Consider the following 16,599-nt stretch of genomic DNA (forward strand, 5'->3'; position numbering starts at 1 on the left):
TATGGATACCCTCACCATCAAAGGGATGAAGTTCAGAGCATTTCACGGAGTGCATGAACACGAAAAAGAAGAGGGCAATGATTTTGAAGTGGATGTAATTTTTGAAGCTGATCTTTCAACGGCCGGTAAATCTGACCGGCTTTCTGATGCCATCGACTACACCAAAGTCCACCGAATTTGTGCTTATGTTATGAGTGGTGAATCGGTTGACCTGATCGAGCACTTATGTTTTCAAATAGGAACAGCCATTGCAGAACAATTCCCTGCACATTCCCGGTTTGAGGTTAGCGTTCGCAAACTTTCCCCTCCTCTTTCCTCCACAACCGAATTCACCCAAGCGAGGATGTCATGGCCCAGGTAGTTATTGCGCTGGGTTCAAATCTTCACCATCCTCATCGTCAGCTTCAAAAGGCCGCCTCTTTTCTGGAATCACTTTCTGAGAATGGCATTCTGACTTCCGTGATTTATAAGTCGGAACCCGTTGGTCCTTCTGAGAATGATTTTTTAAACGGAGTGATTGTCATCCAAACCGAACTGCCTCCTGAACAATTATTCATCGAACTAAAAGCTCAGGAGAAGAAACAGGGACGGCCTTCCCGCTATCCCAAGTGGACAGCGCGCACCATCGATTTGGATATAATTGCCTATGATAACTTGGTCGTTGAAACAGATACCCTTATCATTCCCCATCAGGAATATACCCGGCGTTTGTTTGTTCTATTGCCTTTAAAAGACATTTTTCCAGATTGGAAAGACCCCGTTTCCGCTCAGCACGTGGATACCTTGATAGAACAGGCCCCGGATCTCGAAATTGTTAGAACAACCTTGAACTGGTAGCTGATGTCCAATTCTTATGATTTTATTGCCATTGAAGGCGTAATTGGAGCCGGAAAAACTTCGCTCGCGACCTTATTGGCTGAGCGAAGAAACGCCCGATTGGTACTGGAGGAATTTGAAGACAACCCCTTCCTCCCAAAATTTTATGAAGACCGTGAGCGTTATGCCTTCCAGACACAGCTGGCTTTTTTGGCAAGTCGTTTTAAGCAGCAGCAGAATATGATGAGCCAGGATCTGTTCCATCAGTTCACTATCTCTGATTACATTTTTGATAAGGACCGCATTTTTGCCCGGCTTAACCTCGATCAGGATGAACTAGCCCTGTACGACAACATCTTTAATATAATGACGGGAATTGCAGCCCAGCCCGACCTCATTATCTTCATTCAGTCTTCGGTTGACCGGCTCCTGGAGAATATTGAGAGTCGCGGGCGTGATTATGAGCGGAACATCACTCCTGAATACCTGAAAGAGCTAAATGACGCGTACAACCATTTTTTCCATCATTATAACCGGGCTCCCTTAATTGTTCTGAATGCTTCGGAGATAGATTTTGTCAATAATAAAGAGCATCTGGATTACATCGAAGAACAGATTTTTGAAAAGCCGGTTCATACCAATACACACATTCATATTGCACCCTGAGCACCATGCTTAAGTTTATATTTTTTAGCATTGTATTTTTCCTTTTGGTGAGATATATCAATCGATTGTTCTTACCTTCCAACAAGCGCCAGCAAAACTTCAACCCGTTAAGTGGCGGAGCACGAAACCGGCGAAATCGCTTTGATGAAATTGAAGAAGCCGAATACGAAGATCTTTCAAATAAAGACAATTAAACAAACTCCATGAATTTCGAAGAGAAACTGAATAAAGGATTTGAATTATTAAGGGAAAAAGACATCGATTACGCCCTTGATGTGGCAAGAGAATTACAAAAAGAACAACCGGATGCTCACGAGGCCTGGTACCTTGAAGCTCTGGTTATGCAACAGCTGAACCAGTGGAGCCACAGCATCGAAGCCATTGAAAAGGCACTGGAGCTGGACGATGATAACGCCGCCTATTACAACCTTCGTGGAAATGTTCGCATGCAGCTCGAGAAACTGGATGGAGCTGAAAAAGATTTTGATAAAGCTATTGAACTGAGCGATACCTCAGCGGCTCACCGCAACAAAGTGATGTTGATGCTGATGACCGACCGCGGACAGGAAGCCATACCTTACCTGATCGAGCGCATCAAAAAAGACCCCAAAGATGCCGAGAACTGGATTCTGATGGGTGATATGATCAATAAAGGCGGCCAAACCGACAAAGCGCGCACTTATTATGAGCAAGCGCTGAAGATTGATCCCGAGAATGAGTATGCCAAACGCCAGCTTGAAGAAGAGGGCTGAAATTTGAATAATGAAAATGAATACTCAACATTCAATATTGGATGTTGAAGTTCATTGTCTTGATCCTGACGGGCTGCGCCGGAGCAAATTAAAGAGTATAAAACTTTAGGCAAAAGTGAATCGTCTTATGATTGCATAATAACCATTCGCCTAGCCTGAAGTGTAGTTCTGAACGGATGTACACTCAGCAAAAACCCATTCATTAAATTGGATGGGTTTTTTTGTGGGAATGCATTGAATTTTGAAAGCTAAAAGTGCTATCTTTGTCGCCCTTCATTTACTACCAATGCTCACGTGGCGGAACTGGTAGACGCGTGCGCTTGAGGGGCGTATGGCCTAACGGCCGTGGAGGTTCGATTCCTCTCGTGAGCACATTTCAAAAAGCCTGTTTCTTTAATAAAGAGACAGGCTTTGTTATTTCTGTAATAATAGTTTGATTGTACTCACTTCCGAACCTGAGACCAATCGGACGAAGTAAACACCACTGGCATATTGTGAGGCATTCCACTGCATCACATGGCTCCCGGCAGCCTGATAACCTGAGAATATCGTCCCCACTTTCTGCCCGGTAATGGTAAATACCGATATCTCGATGCGCTGAGGTGATTTAACGCGATACTGAATGCTTGCCGTTGGATTAAAGGGATTGGGGTAAGATCCAATTAATTCCGTTTTGTCAGGTAAAGTCCCATGCTTATCATCTTCTGAAGAAGTGACAATTCCGCCAAATTCTACATCATCCCAATAATATACTTCACCGGTTCCGGATACATTAAAATTGAAGAAGATGGAAAGCTTATCAAAATAGGTATTGGGATTAAATGGATTCGTACCCTCGGCAACCGTACTGAAGTCAAATTCAAGCGTCTCCCACCCATTTACTTTGGTTGTTAAGGCTTCGGTTTCAGCAGTAAGGGTAGGGTCGTTATGGTCTTCTACCTTTAAACGTACCGGAATTCCCGAAGAAGGAGAATACAAACGTACATTCATCTTAGTGTTTTCAGCTGTAAATGGAATTCTGGATTTGAAACCCAGGTCGGTACCTACCGTTGTTCCCGCCCAGCTCTCTGAACCAGCCGTCTTGGTTGTTTTACCTACTGTATTTTCTGAATCTTCGGGATCCGGCACGATTTCAGTATCGTTACCTCCAAAATCGGTGACTTCATAATCCACCGTTTCACTTTGAAAGGTAACCGGAAGATCAATCTGAGACTTCGCTTCAGGATCATAAAAGTGAACAATATCATCAAATAAGAAGGTAAAGTTGGCCGATCCGTCTCCGATGGTTCCAAAATCGAACATGAATACCAGTGCATCATAATCTCCGCTTTCAGCATCAGGATAGTTCCACACCAGAGTTTCCCATTCATTGGCTTTGGTTGTATGTACTATGTTATCCGGTTCAGCTCCATTCGGACCTTCAATCTTTAACAGTACCGGAACATCAGCTCTGGGCGAAAAAACTTTCATTGAAAAAGAATTATTGGACGTAAAGTCGAGCTTTTCTTCTAAAATCAGCTTACTTCCGGCCCATGGTAACCCTTCCCCTTTTATAAGCCTTGCCACCTTTTCGCTGGTATTGATGCCGGAAGGCTCCGGATTGCTCACCACATTTCCAATCCCTCCATCAAAATCAATAAAGTTATAAGGACCTTCTTCAAAATCGACCGGCAGGCTTAGCGGTGGATAAGATGGTTCAGGTAAGCTAAACTTAACGGTATAAACAGACCGGGTAAATTCATCAGCACCTGTAACCAAAATAGTTGTAGTGCCCGGTATTTGTTCTGCAGGTGTAATTTCTATAATCGCGTTGGTATCAGTTGGTAAAGCTGTTACCTCTGGAACTATGGTCGTTCCGGAATCAAGCTGAACCGTATAAGAAGTGGTAGCCGGAGAAAAACCAGTAATCAAATCTCCGTCTACTTTTAACTCTGAAAGGGTTACATCAGGGCTGGGAGCACCTTCACCAAACATCACATCGTCCCAATAGTAAACTTTCCCCGTTCCTTCGGTTCCAAAATTGAAGAAGATAGACAGCATATCAAAATTTGTATCGGGATTATAGGGGTTGGTACCCGGGGCTACGTTACTGAAATCAAAAACCAGCTTTTGCCAACCCTGAATAGTTGTAACCGCCTCTGTTTCTACCGTAAGGGTATTATCAGTATGATCTTCGGCTTTAAGGCGAACCGGAATTCCTGAAGATGGAGCATAAACCAGCATGCTCATCTTGGTATTCTCTTCCGTAAACGGAATTACTGTAGCCAGCCCGTCCGATGTACTCATCGTTGTTCCCGCCCAGGTTGCTGAACCTGCCGGCTTCGTTGTGACAGCAACTGTATTTGCAGTATCGGTCGGACTTTGTCCTAAAACGGTAGAAGCATCTCCAAAATCAAGGAGAGTATAATCTACGCTATCTTCTTCAAAGGTTATGGGAAGATCTATTTGGGATTTTGTCTGTGCCTGAAGAGTGGAAAATGTAAAGCTTATAACTATTATCAGGATACTTTGAAGGCAGGATTTCATGAGGTTCTATTTGATGAGTAGTGACTAATCCTGCTTTAAAGCCGGGATTAAATACCAAACTGCACTTTAAAATGGTCAATTGCTATCATTTATTCATACAATCCCGCCAGTTCCCATTTGGCGATGATCTCCCGGATCAGATTTCCAATTCGCTGATTGACACGCTTGAAATACTCCTCAGCCTGATCTTGATTGAAAGTCGGGAAGCCCTGTCCTTCTTCATATAAACCAATAGAGGATGGAAATGGGTAGGCTGTCCATGTACTACCACTCGGATATGGAGTCGTCATTTCTTCCCCGGAATATCGGTCGGGGTGGATATGATCCGGCACAATGGCCTGAACGTAACCGGTTTCATTGTTTCCGGCATGCCCGCCATTTTCACCGAAAACCGCAAAGGTATCTTCCGAAGCCACACTCCACCAGTTAATAACCAGAATACGGACTCGTAGTCTTTGGGAAAGTTCTCCTGCTACACTTTGAAGAATGGCTGTTTGAGGTCCGCCATGTCCGTTCAGTATAATGATGTTCTTGAATTTATTATTTGCCATCCCATGAATAATATCACCTAAAAACCCCTTGTACGACTCCTCACTTATAGCAAATGTTCCGGGATATCCGGCCATGCTTCCTGTCACTCCATAATTGAGAGTCGGTGCAATCATAGCATTAACACCTTCTGCTATTGCCTTTGCCATTGCTTCCGGTGCCAGGTTATCCGAGCCATTGGGAATTACTCCATGGGGTTCCAGCGTCCCAACCGGCAACAATACTGTTTCAATTTTATCCGGAACAAACTCAGCAAACTCCATCCAGTTAATCAGGTTCATCTCCCGAGTAGTGGGTTCGTCCTGAGCATGTAAAAATGACGACGATAACATAATAAGGCCGGTCAGTACGAGTATATACTTTTTCATTCCTTTGGGAGTTAATAGGAATTCCAATCTGATTTCTGAATGAACGCGTATTTTATGATGAATGCAACGAATTTGATCTGAATCCGGGAAACGAAGTATTGCAGAGTATTTGTTTTGACCTCGTAATAGAATCAAGATTAATGTTGTCTAATCCAAGAACCACAAAGAAGAAAAGGTTGTTATGGTGAAATCATTTTTTATAACAGGACTACTATTTAGTCTGTCAACATTATCATTATCAGCTCAGGATATGGATATGAATAAAGAGAAAAATTTAGAGAAAGCTACTTTTGGCGCAGGATGTTTTTGGTGTGTGGAAGCTATTTATGAATTGGTAGAAGGAATTGAGCATGTGGAGTCGGGTTATTCCGGCGGACATGTGGAGAATCCCTCCTATAAAGAAGTGACAACCGGGACGACCGGTCATGCCGAAGTGGCCCGAATCCATTTTGATCCGGATGTGATTTCTTATGAGGAATTACTGGAAGTGCTTTGGCACACACATAACCCAACTACCCTAAACCGGCAGGGAAATGACGTAGGACCACAATACCGTTCGGTGATATTCTATCACAATGAAAAGCAGAAAGAAATTGCTGAGAAATCATTAAAGAAAACCGATGAATCTAACCTTTGGGAAGATCCGATCGTAACCAAAATTCAACCGCTTGAAAACTATTATGTGGCCGAAAACTACCATCAGAATTATTTCGAGAACAATCCCAATGCCGGGTACTGCTCGTTTGTAATTGCTCCGAAGGTGAAGAAATTCAAAAAAGAATTCAGCTATTTGTTAAAGGATGGAGAGAAAGTGAATTAACTTTCTACTCAGTTAATTTTAAGTCCCGCGCTTTAGTAAGGTGCGGGACTTTTTTTATAGCTGTTCTACATGTATTATAGGGCGCTGTAATATTTTTAACTAACTGACGCATGAAGTATTTAACCCTCTTATTACCCGCTTTACTATTCTTTTCTCCTGTTTTAGGTCAGGAACCCGACACCACCATGACCTTTGAGGAATACGATCCTGAATCTACCCTCGTGGTTCCGGGCGAGGAAATCACGAAGGCAAAATATCCTTTTGTTGATATCCACAGCCATTTATGGAGAATGGCAACCATGGACCTGAAGGAAACCGCCCGTGAGATGGACAGCCTGAATATGAAGGTGCTGGTAAACCTGAGCGGTCGTTCCGGCGAAACCCTAAAAGCCATGGTTGATGCTGCCGAGAAACAGGCCCCCGGCCGTTTCATTGTTTTTGCCAATATCGATTTTGACGGCATTGATGAACCCGGCTGGACGGATCGAGCCGTAGCCCAGTTAGAACAAGATTATCGAAATGGAGCCCGTGGCGTTAAAATTTTCAAGAATTTGGGCCTTACCGTGCTGGATTCAAAAGGAAACCGCATTCATACCGATGATCCGAGAATAGATCCTGTTTGGGCTAAAGCCGGAGAACTTGGCATGCCCGTACTCATTCACACCGGAGAGCCCGCCGTATTCTGGGAGCCTATTGATGAACACAACGAACGCTGGCTGGAAATGAAGCAATTCCCGAGACGCCATCGGGGCGATTCCACCCGCTACCCAAGCTGGGAAGTGGTGATGAAGGAGCAATGGAATGTGTTTCGCAAGCATCCTGAAACTACATTTATAAATGCCCATTTTGGATGGATGGCCAATGACCTTGAACGACTTGGCAAACACCTCAATGAGTTCCCGAATGTATATACCGAAACGGCAGCCATTATTGCAGAGCTTGGCAGGCAACCTCGTTTTGCCAAAGAGTTTTTCATTAAGTACCAGGATCGCCTGTTATTCGGGAAAGACACCTATCGCCCCCACGAGTATCACACCTACTTCAGAGTACTGGAAAGTGATGATGAGTATTTCGATTATTTCCGTCGGCGCCATGCTTTTTGGCAAATGTATGGATTGGATTTGCCGGATGAAGTGTTACAAAAAGTGTATTACAAAAACGCTCTGAAGATCATCCCTGATATTGATGACTCTTTATTTGAGACTAATTAACCAAAAACTAAAACCAAGGATCCATGAAGAAACTAATACAACTTTCTTTTTTAATGGTATTAACCGCTTTTTTTGTAGCGGAAACAGCGGTAGCACAGGAACGTGGAAACAACAGCGCGCGTCCAAGTCCTAACGCTTCTGTAAGTCAAACGATTGGTACTACCGAAGTAACTGTAACCTACGGACGACCTGCTATCAAGGGACGCACCTATTTTGAAGAAGATGCCGATTTAGCCCCTTCTGGCCGTGTGTGGAGAACGGGTGCTAACGAATCAGCTGCCATCACTTTCTCTGACGATGTAATGGTAGGCGGTGAGAAAGTTGAAGCCGGCACCTATTCCCTATACTCCATGCCAAATGGCGATGAGTGGACTATTATTCTGAATAATAAACTGTCGTGGGGAACCCAATACGATATGGGCGAAGATTATGTCCGTGTTCCGGCAGCAGTGGTAAACAACGATGCGCCTATGATGGAATGGTTTGCTATCTATTTTGATACCCTTTCACAAAATAAGGCTCACCTGAATTTACACTGGGGAACCACCAAAGTTGCTGTTCCGATAACTATCGGCGACATGTAGCCTCAAAGAAAGAACAACAAAAAAGCCCCGCACAAGTATTTTGTGCGGGGCTTTTTTATGAAATCGAATTTCATAAATAAAAAAATGGGCAAGCGACCTATATCACGCCGCTACGACCAGATTACCGCTGCTGCGTTCCCGCCCTGACGGAGTTCAAAGGGAGCTGGCTGTATAGGACTTGCCCAAGGCTTCTAAGATAAGGCTTATTCGGCTCCAGTATCAAGATGAATTTGAAGAAAATTATGCACCCTCAATAGTGAGCAACCAAAGAATTCTGTTGTGAATGATGTCAGCTTTAGGTAAATGAGAAGACAATATTCACATTTAACGGAGGTGCATTATGTTAGAGGAAATCCAAAGTGTATTAGTAGAATCGTATAACACTTTTTTCAATGAATTAGCTTCTTTTTTACCCAGCCTGATTGGCGCAATTCTAATCCTGATCTTAGGTTGGATTATTGCCAAATTAGTACAAACAGCAGCAGTAAAACTTCTGAAGTTAATTCGATTAGATGTTGTAACAGAAAAAGCGAAGATCGATAAGTTTCTGAAGGACGGTGGCAGTAAGAAATCGGCCATAGATATTCTCGGCAGTATTATTTACTGGCTTATCATGTTGATCGTAATTTTGGCGGGATTAAATACGCTGGGACTTAGCGTAGCTTCCGAGTTGTTTAACCAAATTATTCTCTACATTCCTAATGTTATAGTAGCTGTTCTTGCGCTAATATTCGGAGTATTCCTGGCAGGTTTTATCGCACAAGTCGTGAGTACTTATTTGAGTAATATCGGCGTGAAACAGGCTAACATGGTCGGAGCTATTGCAAAATATGCCATTATCTTATTTGTTGTTTCTCTTTCGCTTACACAATTAAGTATTGGGGAGCAGTTGGTTACTAATGCCTTCCTGCTTCTGTTTGGAGCTGCTTGCCTGGCGTTAGGCCTTGCCTTTGGCTTAGGCGGTAAAGAATGGGCAGCCGGAGTGATAGAAAAATTAGCCAGTCAGGCTGAAAATACTCCACCTCATGAATAAGTAAATTCGTATTTTGGATGAGCCTCCCACTTAACCTTGGGAGGCTTTTTTATTATGTTTGAAATCCATTATGACTGAATTATCCTTTTTCGTACTCCCCATACTTATTTTTTGTGCCCGCATCGCTGACGTTTCTCTTGGAACCTTGCGTATAACCATGGTTTCGCGGGGTTATAAATGGCAATCAGCCCTTCTCGGTTTTTTTGAAGTGCTGATCTGGGTGATTGTAGTTGCACAGCTTCTCAAAAATCTCAACCACTGGGTAAATTATGTAGCCTACGCTGCCGGATTCTCAGCCGGTACGTTCATCGGATTGTACATTGAAGACAAAATGAAAGTGGGTACCGTCTTAATCCGAATAATCACGCTGGATAAGTCGGATGAGTTAATAGAAGCCTTAAAAGAGGCTGGAGTTGCGATTACCAGCGTGGATGCAAAGGGCGGGTTTAATGACGTAAAAGTTATTTTTACCGTATTAAAGAGGAAAAAGCTCAACAAGGTATATGATATTGTGAAGGATATTGACCCGGAAGCGTTCTTCTCTACCGAAGATGTAAAGTATTCAAACAAGCATCACGATCATCTGGTTAATCCGAACGACCGGAGCCCCATCGACCGCCTGTTAAGAGTAAGGAAAGGTTTATAGAAGCAGGTGAAATTATTCCCCGTTGAGTGTAACCACCAGCTTCCTGGCCCCACCATGGTTCCGGTGCTCGCATAAATAAACCCCTTGCCAGGTTCCGAGATTAAAACGGCCATTTGTGATTGGAATAGAAACAGATGAACCAAGCAAAGAGCTTTTGATATGCGAAGTCATGTCATCGGTGCCTTCCAGTGTGTGCTCGTACAGGGAAGTGTCTTCTGGAACAGCACGGTTGAAATGGGATTCGAAATCTCTGCGGACGGATGGATCGGCATTTTCATTGATGGTAAGTGCGGCACTGGTGTGTTGAATGAAGATGTGCGCCAACCCGGTTTGGATATCTTTTATTTCCGGGATTTCTCTGAGAATTTCATCCGTGACGATGTGGTAGCCTCTTGGCTTAGGCGAAAGTTTAATTTCTTTCTGTTTCCACATTTTTCGTTAATTCGTTATTGGTGTATTCGCTAATCGTTTTTCGAACCTGCTCAATTAACGAATAACAATTGACCTTACTAAGCTTCTTCCGCTTCCATTTTATCTTCGAAGGGAGCTATAACTTCATCTACTTCCCGGGTTCCTTCAAAATAATCGAGCACCTGAAGCAGCACTTCATCTACCAGGATGTCCGGGCAGGAAGCTCCGGAAGTGAGTGCAATTTTTAAAGGTTCTTTACCGGAAGGCAACCATTGGCTGGTCTCCCTCATTTCTTTATCCCACTGGTTGAAGTGTTTGATGGTATCCGGTGAAAGCTCGCCTTTATCCCGGACATGGTAAGTGGGGAATTGATGTTCTAAAATCTCAACCAGATGCATAGTGTTGGATGAATTATATCCCCCAACCACAATTGCCAAATCGGCATCGGTTTCAGCAAGGGCTAAAGTTGCCGATTGATTTTCATTGGTTGCATAACAAAGTGTATCGGATGTATCTGCAAAATGATCAAGGATATCAGCTTCGCCGTATCGTTTGATGGCGGCTTCCCTGAGAATCTCCATCACTCTTTGGGTTTCGGTAGCCAGCATCGTGGTTTGGTTAATCACCCCAAAACGGATCATGTCTTCCAGTGGATTGAATCCGGGTGTTGATTTATGACCAAAGTACTTCTCAAAGTCAGATAAGGGTCGGTCTTCTGTTAAAATATCTGCCAGGATTTGTGCCTCCTCTGGATTCAAAACCACAACTACTTCAGAGTGATCTGCACTGTGAGAGAAGGTAGCCCGTGTTTCTTCATGCTGATGCTTTCCGTGCACCACAAGGCTATAGTCTTTCTTACCAAGCTGTTTTCCCCGCTTCCATACTTTTTCCACAAACGGACAGGTTGTATTGTATTGATACGGGTCGATTCCCACCTCTTTCAACTGCTCCTGAATCTCGATGGTAGTCCCAAAGGCGGGCACAATTACAATATCTTCTGCACTAAGTGAAGAAATCGGAATGCGTTCAGAACCATCTGTATCAAATAAAAACTTTACTCCCTTCTTCAGCAAGTCCTCATTCACCGTTGGGTTGTGAATCATCTCACTGAGCAGGTAAATATTCTTATCCGGATTCTCGGCCACCGTTCGGTAAGCAATATCAATGGCATTTTCCACGCCGTAGCAGAATCCAAAAAAACGGGGGATATAAAACTGAACCGGACCGAAATCGAGCATAGTCGGTTCGAGATCCTTTTTCATCGGATCCATAATTTTTGTCGCCTCTTTCACCTTCCGGATGATCGGCGACTGATACATTTCCGGGATGTCAAATTTTTTACGTGCCACTTACTATTTCTGTAATTTTTTTAATGATCTGTTCGAACTTGGCTTTGCTCAACGAACCTGCTTTGTATAAGATTAAGTTCTTTGAGCAAGTAAAAAGCTTTTCAGGCCTGACATTGCTAACAACTTTCAGTGAACCTTCGTTGAAATCAGCCTCTTTAATTTCAACAGCAAAATCATTCTTAATGGTTTTGCTTGTTATCTGAGCTAACAATAAGTCTTCACCAAAATTTCTTATAACAAGAGCAGGTCTTCTTTTTGACTGTGAAAGGTCTGAAAATGGAAAAGGCACTACCACTACATCACCTCTTACAAATGTTTCCATGCCTCATCTTCTTCAGGTTTGGCCCAATCCTTTTTCAGTGAAGGCTCACTAACCAACGAGATATTCAGCTGTTCTTTCTCCTTTTCGAGAAGGAATTGCACAAAATCGAGTACTTCCTGAATTTTATGATCAGGTATTTTCTCGATTTCTCTCTTAAGTAATTCTTTATTACTCATTGGTATATACTTTATTTGAAAACACTGATAAAATACGAATTATTTTATCAACCATGTTGATAGAGCGTTTCGCAGAGCCTATTATCATCGATAATCAACGACTAACTAATTCCCGATAATCTTCTCCACTTCTTTTCTATCCTTCGGTACATCCGTCAGGTTTTCATATCCGTCGTCAGTTACCACAATGTTATCCTCAATTCTGATGCCACCAAACTCAAACATCTTGGTCAGTTTCTCAGCATTCAGGAATTGGGATTGATTGTCATCTTCCATAGCCGGTATCAATAGTGCAGGCACGAAATAACAACCCGGTTCAATGGTAATTACCATTCCCGGCTGCAGGTCTCTGCGGGCCCGCAGGTATTTAATACCCGGGCGATCAATACGATCAACTCCCTTCGGATAGCCTCCCACATCATGCGTATCCAAACCGAGGAAGTGACCCAGCCCATGCGGAAAGAAAAGAGCGAAAATATCGTTTTCCATGATATCATCTATTGCGCCTTTCACCAATTCTGCATCTTTCAACCCCTCCATAATCGTACGGGCAGCGTGCATATGCATGTCTTCCATTTTTATACCCGGCTCAATTTTTTCTATAGATGTATTCAAGGCAGCAAGAACGGCATCATAAACCCCGGCCTGTACATCCGTAAACTTCCCGTTGGCAGGATACGTCCTTGTAATATCTGATGCATAGCCTTCGTACTCATGTCCGGCATCCAGCAGAAACAAATCACCATCTTTAATCTGGCTGTTATTTTCTACATAGTGAAGGATCGCACTATTTTTTCCACCGGCAAATATTCCATTGTATGCATCTTGCTGCAGGCCGTTTTCATATTGGATTTTTGTGAACAACGCCTTCAGCTCATATTCATACATCCCGGGCTTAATGGCTTTCATTACTTCGGTATGAGCCAGGTTATTCACTGCCGCAGCCTTACGCATGTAGTCCAGCTCTTCGTCTGTTTTCAAAACACGGCAGTAAGTGAGGGCATCATGCAGCGCCTCCACATCAGCTTCAAAACCCCGATCCAGATCCTCAATCAGTTCCGCATCGGCCTCATTCAGGCAGTACACCTTCTCCGGTTTAATTTTATTCAGCACCGTCAGAATTTCATTGGCGTAATGCAGGTAATCCGGCCCGTACTGCTCCTGATAAGTTTCCAGCGATTTCACATATCCATGCCACACCGCGTATTGCGCATCTCTTTTTGGTACAAACAGATGATACTCTTCAGTTTTCAGATCGAGTATGAGCGCACATTCCGGCTCGTTTACACCTGTCAAATACCAAAAATTAGACTCCTGCCGGAAAGGGTATTCGTAATCGGTCTCATTCCGGTACAGGATATCGGATCCCTGTATAAATACCACTCCGTTCTGGCCTTCATCAAATAGTGAAAATAGTTTTTCGCGGTGCTTCTGATGCATCATTGCTGTATAAATTTGATTGATTGTAAGGATGTCAAGAATACCAAAATGCGAGACTAATATCGACTCGCCGGGTCAGGAATATCGGCTCAATACTTCATGAAATCCGTCGGACAAATCCCCGATCTTTTTACCAAAACCAAATTTCATTTCTTCTGCCAGATTCAGCTTGTGAACTCCTTTCCCTGAATGAACCTCCGCTGCCCGGTTTTCATTCTCTGCAAGCGCATTTAAAGATACGGTACAGAAAGCTGTATTTGCTCCATTCACGTTCAGCACCGTATTCAAACGGGTCTCACCATTTAGATTAGCCGATAAACACAGTCCCACCTTCCGGTTCTCTTTAAACCCAAAAATGCGGTAGTAATGTGCCAGAGCAAACTCGGGAGGGAAATCATCAAAACCCAGATATTTTACGGGTTGATGGGGCTCCTTATACAACTGCATGCATGATTCCAGAGCAAATGATGCAGCTTCTTGATTCAGTTTCTCACCAATGAAACCGCGTTCTGTCCAGTATGCTAAATCCCGGGAAACTTTTTTTGTGGAATGGAATAACTCGGGGAGATCCGGTAAGAATTTCACTTCTTCCCCCTCAACTTCAAACCAGTAATCCAGGGTTCCGTTACTGACAAGCAAGTAAGGAGCACCGACTTTTTGGTTATACCTCGCAACTTGTATCGCCGCCTTCTCATCCAGTTTAATATCCGGAGCCTTGCATTCAACCAGCAGTAACGGCTTGAAATCACTGTCATAACAAATAATATCGGTGCGGGAAGAGGATTTGTCGCCGGGAAGTTTTACCGGGCTCTCAAAGGAAATGCGGGAAGACGATACTCCTGCTTCTAAAATCAGATAGTCCACCAATGCCAAGCGAATTTGCTCCTCCGGACGAATGACAAACGTCTTTTTCAGAATGGGATTCCAGAGCCTTTTTTCTCCATCTCTGAACCTGAATTGAGGAAAGTGTGAGAGTGCTTTGCTTAACAATAGTGAGGATTCGGGTTAAAAAAATCACAAAGAACCTACTAATAATTAGAATAGCTTTCAGCACTCAGCTATCAATTCTATTCACTTTACTGATAGCTGAAGTCTGAAAGCTAAAAGCTGACTTACGCCTTGGCTTCTTCTTTGTCTCCATGCAGGCTTCGTTTAATGAAGAACTGCTGGATAATGGAAAGCACGTTGAATATGAGGTAGTATAAACTCAGTCCCGCCGCAAAGTTGTTGAAGATAAATAACAACATTACCGGGAAAATGTACTGAAGCATCTTCATCTGTCCGGCCATCGGGCTGCTTCCGCCACCGCCGCTCATACCGCCGGTAAGTTTACTCTGAACCACCATAGCGGCCGTCATCAGAAGTACAAAACCGGCAATTTGTTCTCCCAGAAACGGGATACTGAATGGCAGGCTCAGGATATAATCGGGAGCCGAAAGGTCGGTTGCCCATAGAAATTCTTCCTGTCGGATTAAGATCGAGTTCTGGAAATAACGCCAAAGCGTAATCAGGATTGGAAACTGAAGCAGGTTAGGCAAACATCCGCCGAGCGGATTCACCTTGTTCTTCCGGTACAGATCCATCGTCGCTTTTTGCTGCTTCTGCGGATTGTCTTTGTACTTCTCCTGTATCTCTTTCATCTGGGGCTGCAGCTCACCCATGGCCGCCATACTCTTGTAACTCTTATAGGTTAGCGGAGAGAGAACCAGCTTAACCAGGGCGGCAAACACAATAATGATGACTCCAAAATTGGAAATAAACCCTGACAGAAATTCAAAGAACGGAATCACCAGCCACTTCACAAAAGGATCGGAGAACCAGCGCAGCCAGCTCCACCCGATATCCACCATATCGTACGCATGATCATCCACTTTTACGATTTCACGGTATTTCATCGGACCCACATACAGCTGAAATGAAGTTGCGCCCTGTTCATCCAGGTCGGTACGGATTGATGAACGGTACCGGTGCTCTGTATTTTGATTGTCTGCCGCGCCGGTTACCTCTCCAATCAGCATAGCTGCATCGGTGGGCGACATCGGCTTAATAAGCTGCGTAAAAAATTTCGTTTTGGTAGCCGCCCAGTCAATGTTTCCATTGATGGTGGTTTCTTCACGTCCGGCTTCGTCCAGCTTAAATTGCTCCAGCTCACCTCCGGCGTATACATAGGCTGAGGTTGCGAGTGCATCCTGCGTATGGTCTTTCTCAGTGAAGCGAAGGGGTGATGTCCACCCAAAGTCGATGCTTCTTCCCACCACATAATCCTGAAGACCTACAAACTGTACATCAACGTCAATCTCATAGTTATTGCCGTTGAGCAAATAGGTGAGAATAACTTCACGCCCATCCTGAAGCTCCAGTTCATAGCGAATTTCCCGCTGCTCGCCGGAAGCAATAGCCATGCTTGAGCCGGGAGTAACCTGCTCGAATAAAATATTCTGGGTTTCTACGTTGTAATTTTCAGTAGATAAAAATCCGATATTGTAAGCAGAATGTGCCGTATCTGCTATTAACTGAACCGGTCGTCCATCCCAGGTATCGTAATCATTAAGGATAAATGAATTAGGTCCTGCCCCGCGATTGGTAAAGGTCACGGTGTACAGCGGAGTAGTGACCTCGATTTCCGTTTCTTCGGTTACCAGGCTGCTGGCAAATAACCCTCGTACTTCCGGTGCATCATCCTGCTCCTGGCTTATGGATTGCTCCCGGGGTTGTGTTTGCTGCTGTTGTTCGTCATCAGCGACCGCTGTGCGGTCTAAAGAGTCTTGTCGGTTTTGTTCAATCTGGGCAAGACTGTCTTGCACGGCCTGCTCTCTTCGCTGGTTTGCCAGTTCTTCTTCGGATGGCATTGTGAAATAAAACCATCCCAGCATGAGTAGAAAAATTAAGACAAATCCGGTTGCGGTATTCTTATCCAAAAGTACAGATGT

Annotated in this window: 19 protein-coding genes, 1 tRNA gene and 1 other RNA gene; 11 read left to right on the forward strand and 10 right to left on the reverse strand. The window is 43.9% G+C overall.

Annotated features, from left to right (window positions below):
* The first annotated feature begins 1 nt into the window (after position 1).
* The 6 genes from folB to NM125_RS05030 all read left to right on the forward strand — a co-directional run bounded on the left by folB (position 2) and on the right by NM125_RS05030 (position 2,606).
* A complete protein-coding gene (folB, locus tag NM125_RS05005; RefSeq protein WP_255133449.1) occupies positions 2-361 on the forward strand; it encodes a dihydroneopterin aldolase in 360 nt (119 codons plus the stop codon).
* Positions 349-837: a 2-amino-4-hydroxy-6-hydroxymethyldihydropteridine diphosphokinase gene (gene folK, locus NM125_RS05010; RefSeq protein WP_255133450.1), complete on the forward strand. Its 489-nt coding sequence runs from the start codon at positions 349-351 to the stop codon at positions 835-837. Before folB ends, folK begins: the two co-directional genes overlap by 13 nt.
* A gap of 3 nt (positions 838-840) precedes the next feature.
* The gene (locus NM125_RS05015; RefSeq protein ID WP_255133452.1) at positions 841-1,482 is read left to right on the forward strand and encodes a deoxynucleoside kinase; all 642 of its coding nucleotides are present in this window, start codon (positions 841-843) and stop codon (positions 1,480-1,482) included.
* 5 nt (positions 1,483-1,487) lie between these two features.
* A complete protein-coding gene (locus NM125_RS05020) occupies positions 1,488-1,676 on the forward strand; it encodes a hypothetical protein (RefSeq protein ID WP_255133454.1) in 189 nt (62 codons plus the stop codon).
* 9 nt (positions 1,677-1,685) lie between these two features.
* Positions 1,686-2,234, forward strand: a complete 549-nt coding sequence (locus NM125_RS05025; protein ID WP_255133455.1) for a tetratricopeptide repeat protein — start codon at positions 1,686-1,688, stop codon at positions 2,232-2,234.
* Between the two features lie 288 nt (positions 2,235-2,522).
* Positions 2,523-2,606, forward strand: a tRNA-Leu gene (locus NM125_RS05030).
* A gap of 42 nt (positions 2,607-2,648) precedes the next feature.
* On the opposite strand, the gene NM125_RS05035 is transcribed toward NM125_RS05030, so the two are convergent.
* Together NM125_RS05035 and NM125_RS05040 are read right to left on the reverse strand one after the other, a co-directional pair.
* Positions 2,649-4,760: a T9SS type A sorting domain-containing protein gene (locus tag NM125_RS05035; protein ID WP_255133457.1), complete on the reverse strand. Its 2,112-nt coding sequence runs from the start codon at positions 4,758-4,760 to the stop codon at positions 2,649-2,651.
* Between the two features lie 89 nt (positions 4,761-4,849).
* Positions 4,850-5,677, reverse strand: coding sequence for a creatininase family protein (locus tag NM125_RS05040; RefSeq protein WP_255133459.1), 828 nt, complete (start codon positions 5,675-5,677; stop codon positions 4,850-4,852).
* 256 nt (positions 5,678-5,933) lie between these two features.
* Between NM125_RS05040 and msrA the strand changes: the two genes are divergently transcribed.
* The 3 genes from msrA (at position 5,934) to NM125_RS05055 (ending at position 8,292) form a co-directional block, all read left to right on the forward strand.
* Positions 5,934-6,497 (forward strand): peptide-methionine (S)-S-oxide reductase MsrA, encoded by a 564-nt coding sequence (msrA, locus tag NM125_RS05045; protein WP_255133461.1) that lies wholly within the window; start codon positions 5,934-5,936, stop codon positions 6,495-6,497.
* Positions 6,498-6,607: 110 nt separating this feature from the next.
* Entirely contained in the window at positions 6,608-7,708 is a 1,101-nt protein-coding gene (locus tag NM125_RS05050) for an amidohydrolase family protein (protein WP_255133463.1), read from the forward strand.
* Between the two features lie 23 nt (positions 7,709-7,731).
* The gene (locus tag NM125_RS05055; protein ID WP_255133465.1) at positions 7,732-8,292 is read left to right on the forward strand and encodes a DUF2911 domain-containing protein; all 561 of its coding nucleotides are present in this window, start codon (positions 7,732-7,734) and stop codon (positions 8,290-8,292) included.
* An 83-nt stretch (positions 8,293-8,375) separates the two neighbouring features.
* On the opposite strand, the gene ffs is transcribed toward NM125_RS05055, so the two are convergent.
* An RNA gene (ffs, locus tag NM125_RS05060) (signal recognition particle sRNA small type) lies at positions 8,376-8,476 on the reverse strand.
* Between the two features lie 156 nt (positions 8,477-8,632).
* Between ffs and NM125_RS05065 the strand changes: the two genes are divergently transcribed.
* Both NM125_RS05065 and NM125_RS05070 read left to right on the forward strand, forming a co-directional pair.
* Positions 8,633-9,325: a mechanosensitive ion channel family protein gene (locus tag NM125_RS05065; protein WP_255133466.1), complete on the forward strand. Its 693-nt coding sequence runs from the start codon at positions 8,633-8,635 to the stop codon at positions 9,323-9,325.
* Positions 9,326-9,395: 70 nt separating this feature from the next.
* Positions 9,396-9,971 (forward strand): DUF2179 domain-containing protein, encoded by a 576-nt coding sequence (locus NM125_RS05070; protein ID WP_255133468.1) that lies wholly within the window; start codon positions 9,396-9,398, stop codon positions 9,969-9,971.
* A gap of 12 nt (positions 9,972-9,983) precedes the next feature.
* Here the strand turns inward: NM125_RS05070 and NM125_RS05075 are convergent, their stop codons facing one another.
* The 7 genes from NM125_RS05075 to yidC form a co-directional block, all read right to left on the reverse strand.
* Positions 9,984-10,403: a secondary thiamine-phosphate synthase enzyme YjbQ gene (locus NM125_RS05075; protein WP_255133470.1), complete on the reverse strand. Its 420-nt coding sequence runs from the start codon at positions 10,401-10,403 to the stop codon at positions 9,984-9,986.
* Positions 10,404-10,480: 77 nt separating this feature from the next.
* The gene (locus NM125_RS05080; RefSeq protein WP_255133472.1) at positions 10,481-11,731 is read right to left on the reverse strand and encodes a 4-hydroxy-3-methylbut-2-enyl diphosphate reductase; all 1,251 of its coding nucleotides are present in this window, start codon (positions 11,729-11,731) and stop codon (positions 10,481-10,483) included.
* Positions 11,721-12,053: a type II toxin-antitoxin system PemK/MazF family toxin gene (locus NM125_RS05085; protein WP_255133474.1), complete on the reverse strand. Its 333-nt coding sequence runs from the start codon at positions 12,051-12,053 to the stop codon at positions 11,721-11,723. Before NM125_RS05085 ends, NM125_RS05080 begins: the two co-directional genes overlap by 11 nt.
* Positions 12,038-12,229, reverse strand: a complete 192-nt coding sequence (locus NM125_RS05090) for a DUF2281 domain-containing protein (protein WP_255133476.1) — start codon at positions 12,227-12,229, stop codon at positions 12,038-12,040. The genes NM125_RS05085 and NM125_RS05090 overlap by 16 nt, the downstream gene beginning before the upstream one ends.
* 105 nt (positions 12,230-12,334) lie before the next feature.
* A complete protein-coding gene (locus NM125_RS05095) occupies positions 12,335-13,672 on the reverse strand; it encodes an aminopeptidase P family protein (protein ID WP_255133478.1) in 1,338 nt (445 codons plus the stop codon).
* Between the two features lie 72 nt (positions 13,673-13,744).
* Entirely contained in the window at positions 13,745-14,659 is a 915-nt protein-coding gene (locus NM125_RS05100; RefSeq protein WP_255133480.1) for a type I restriction enzyme HsdR N-terminal domain-containing protein, read from the reverse strand.
* 122 nt (positions 14,660-14,781) lie between these two features.
* Entirely contained in the window at positions 14,782-16,587 is a 1,806-nt protein-coding gene (gene yidC / locus NM125_RS05105) for a membrane protein insertase YidC (RefSeq protein ID WP_255133483.1), read from the reverse strand.
* Positions 16,588-16,599 lie beyond the last annotated feature (12 nt).

This window comes from Gracilimonas sediminicola, from assembly GCF_024320785.1.
GTDB lineage: Bacteria > Bacteroidota > Rhodothermia > Balneolales > Balneolaceae > Gracilimonas > Gracilimonas sediminicola.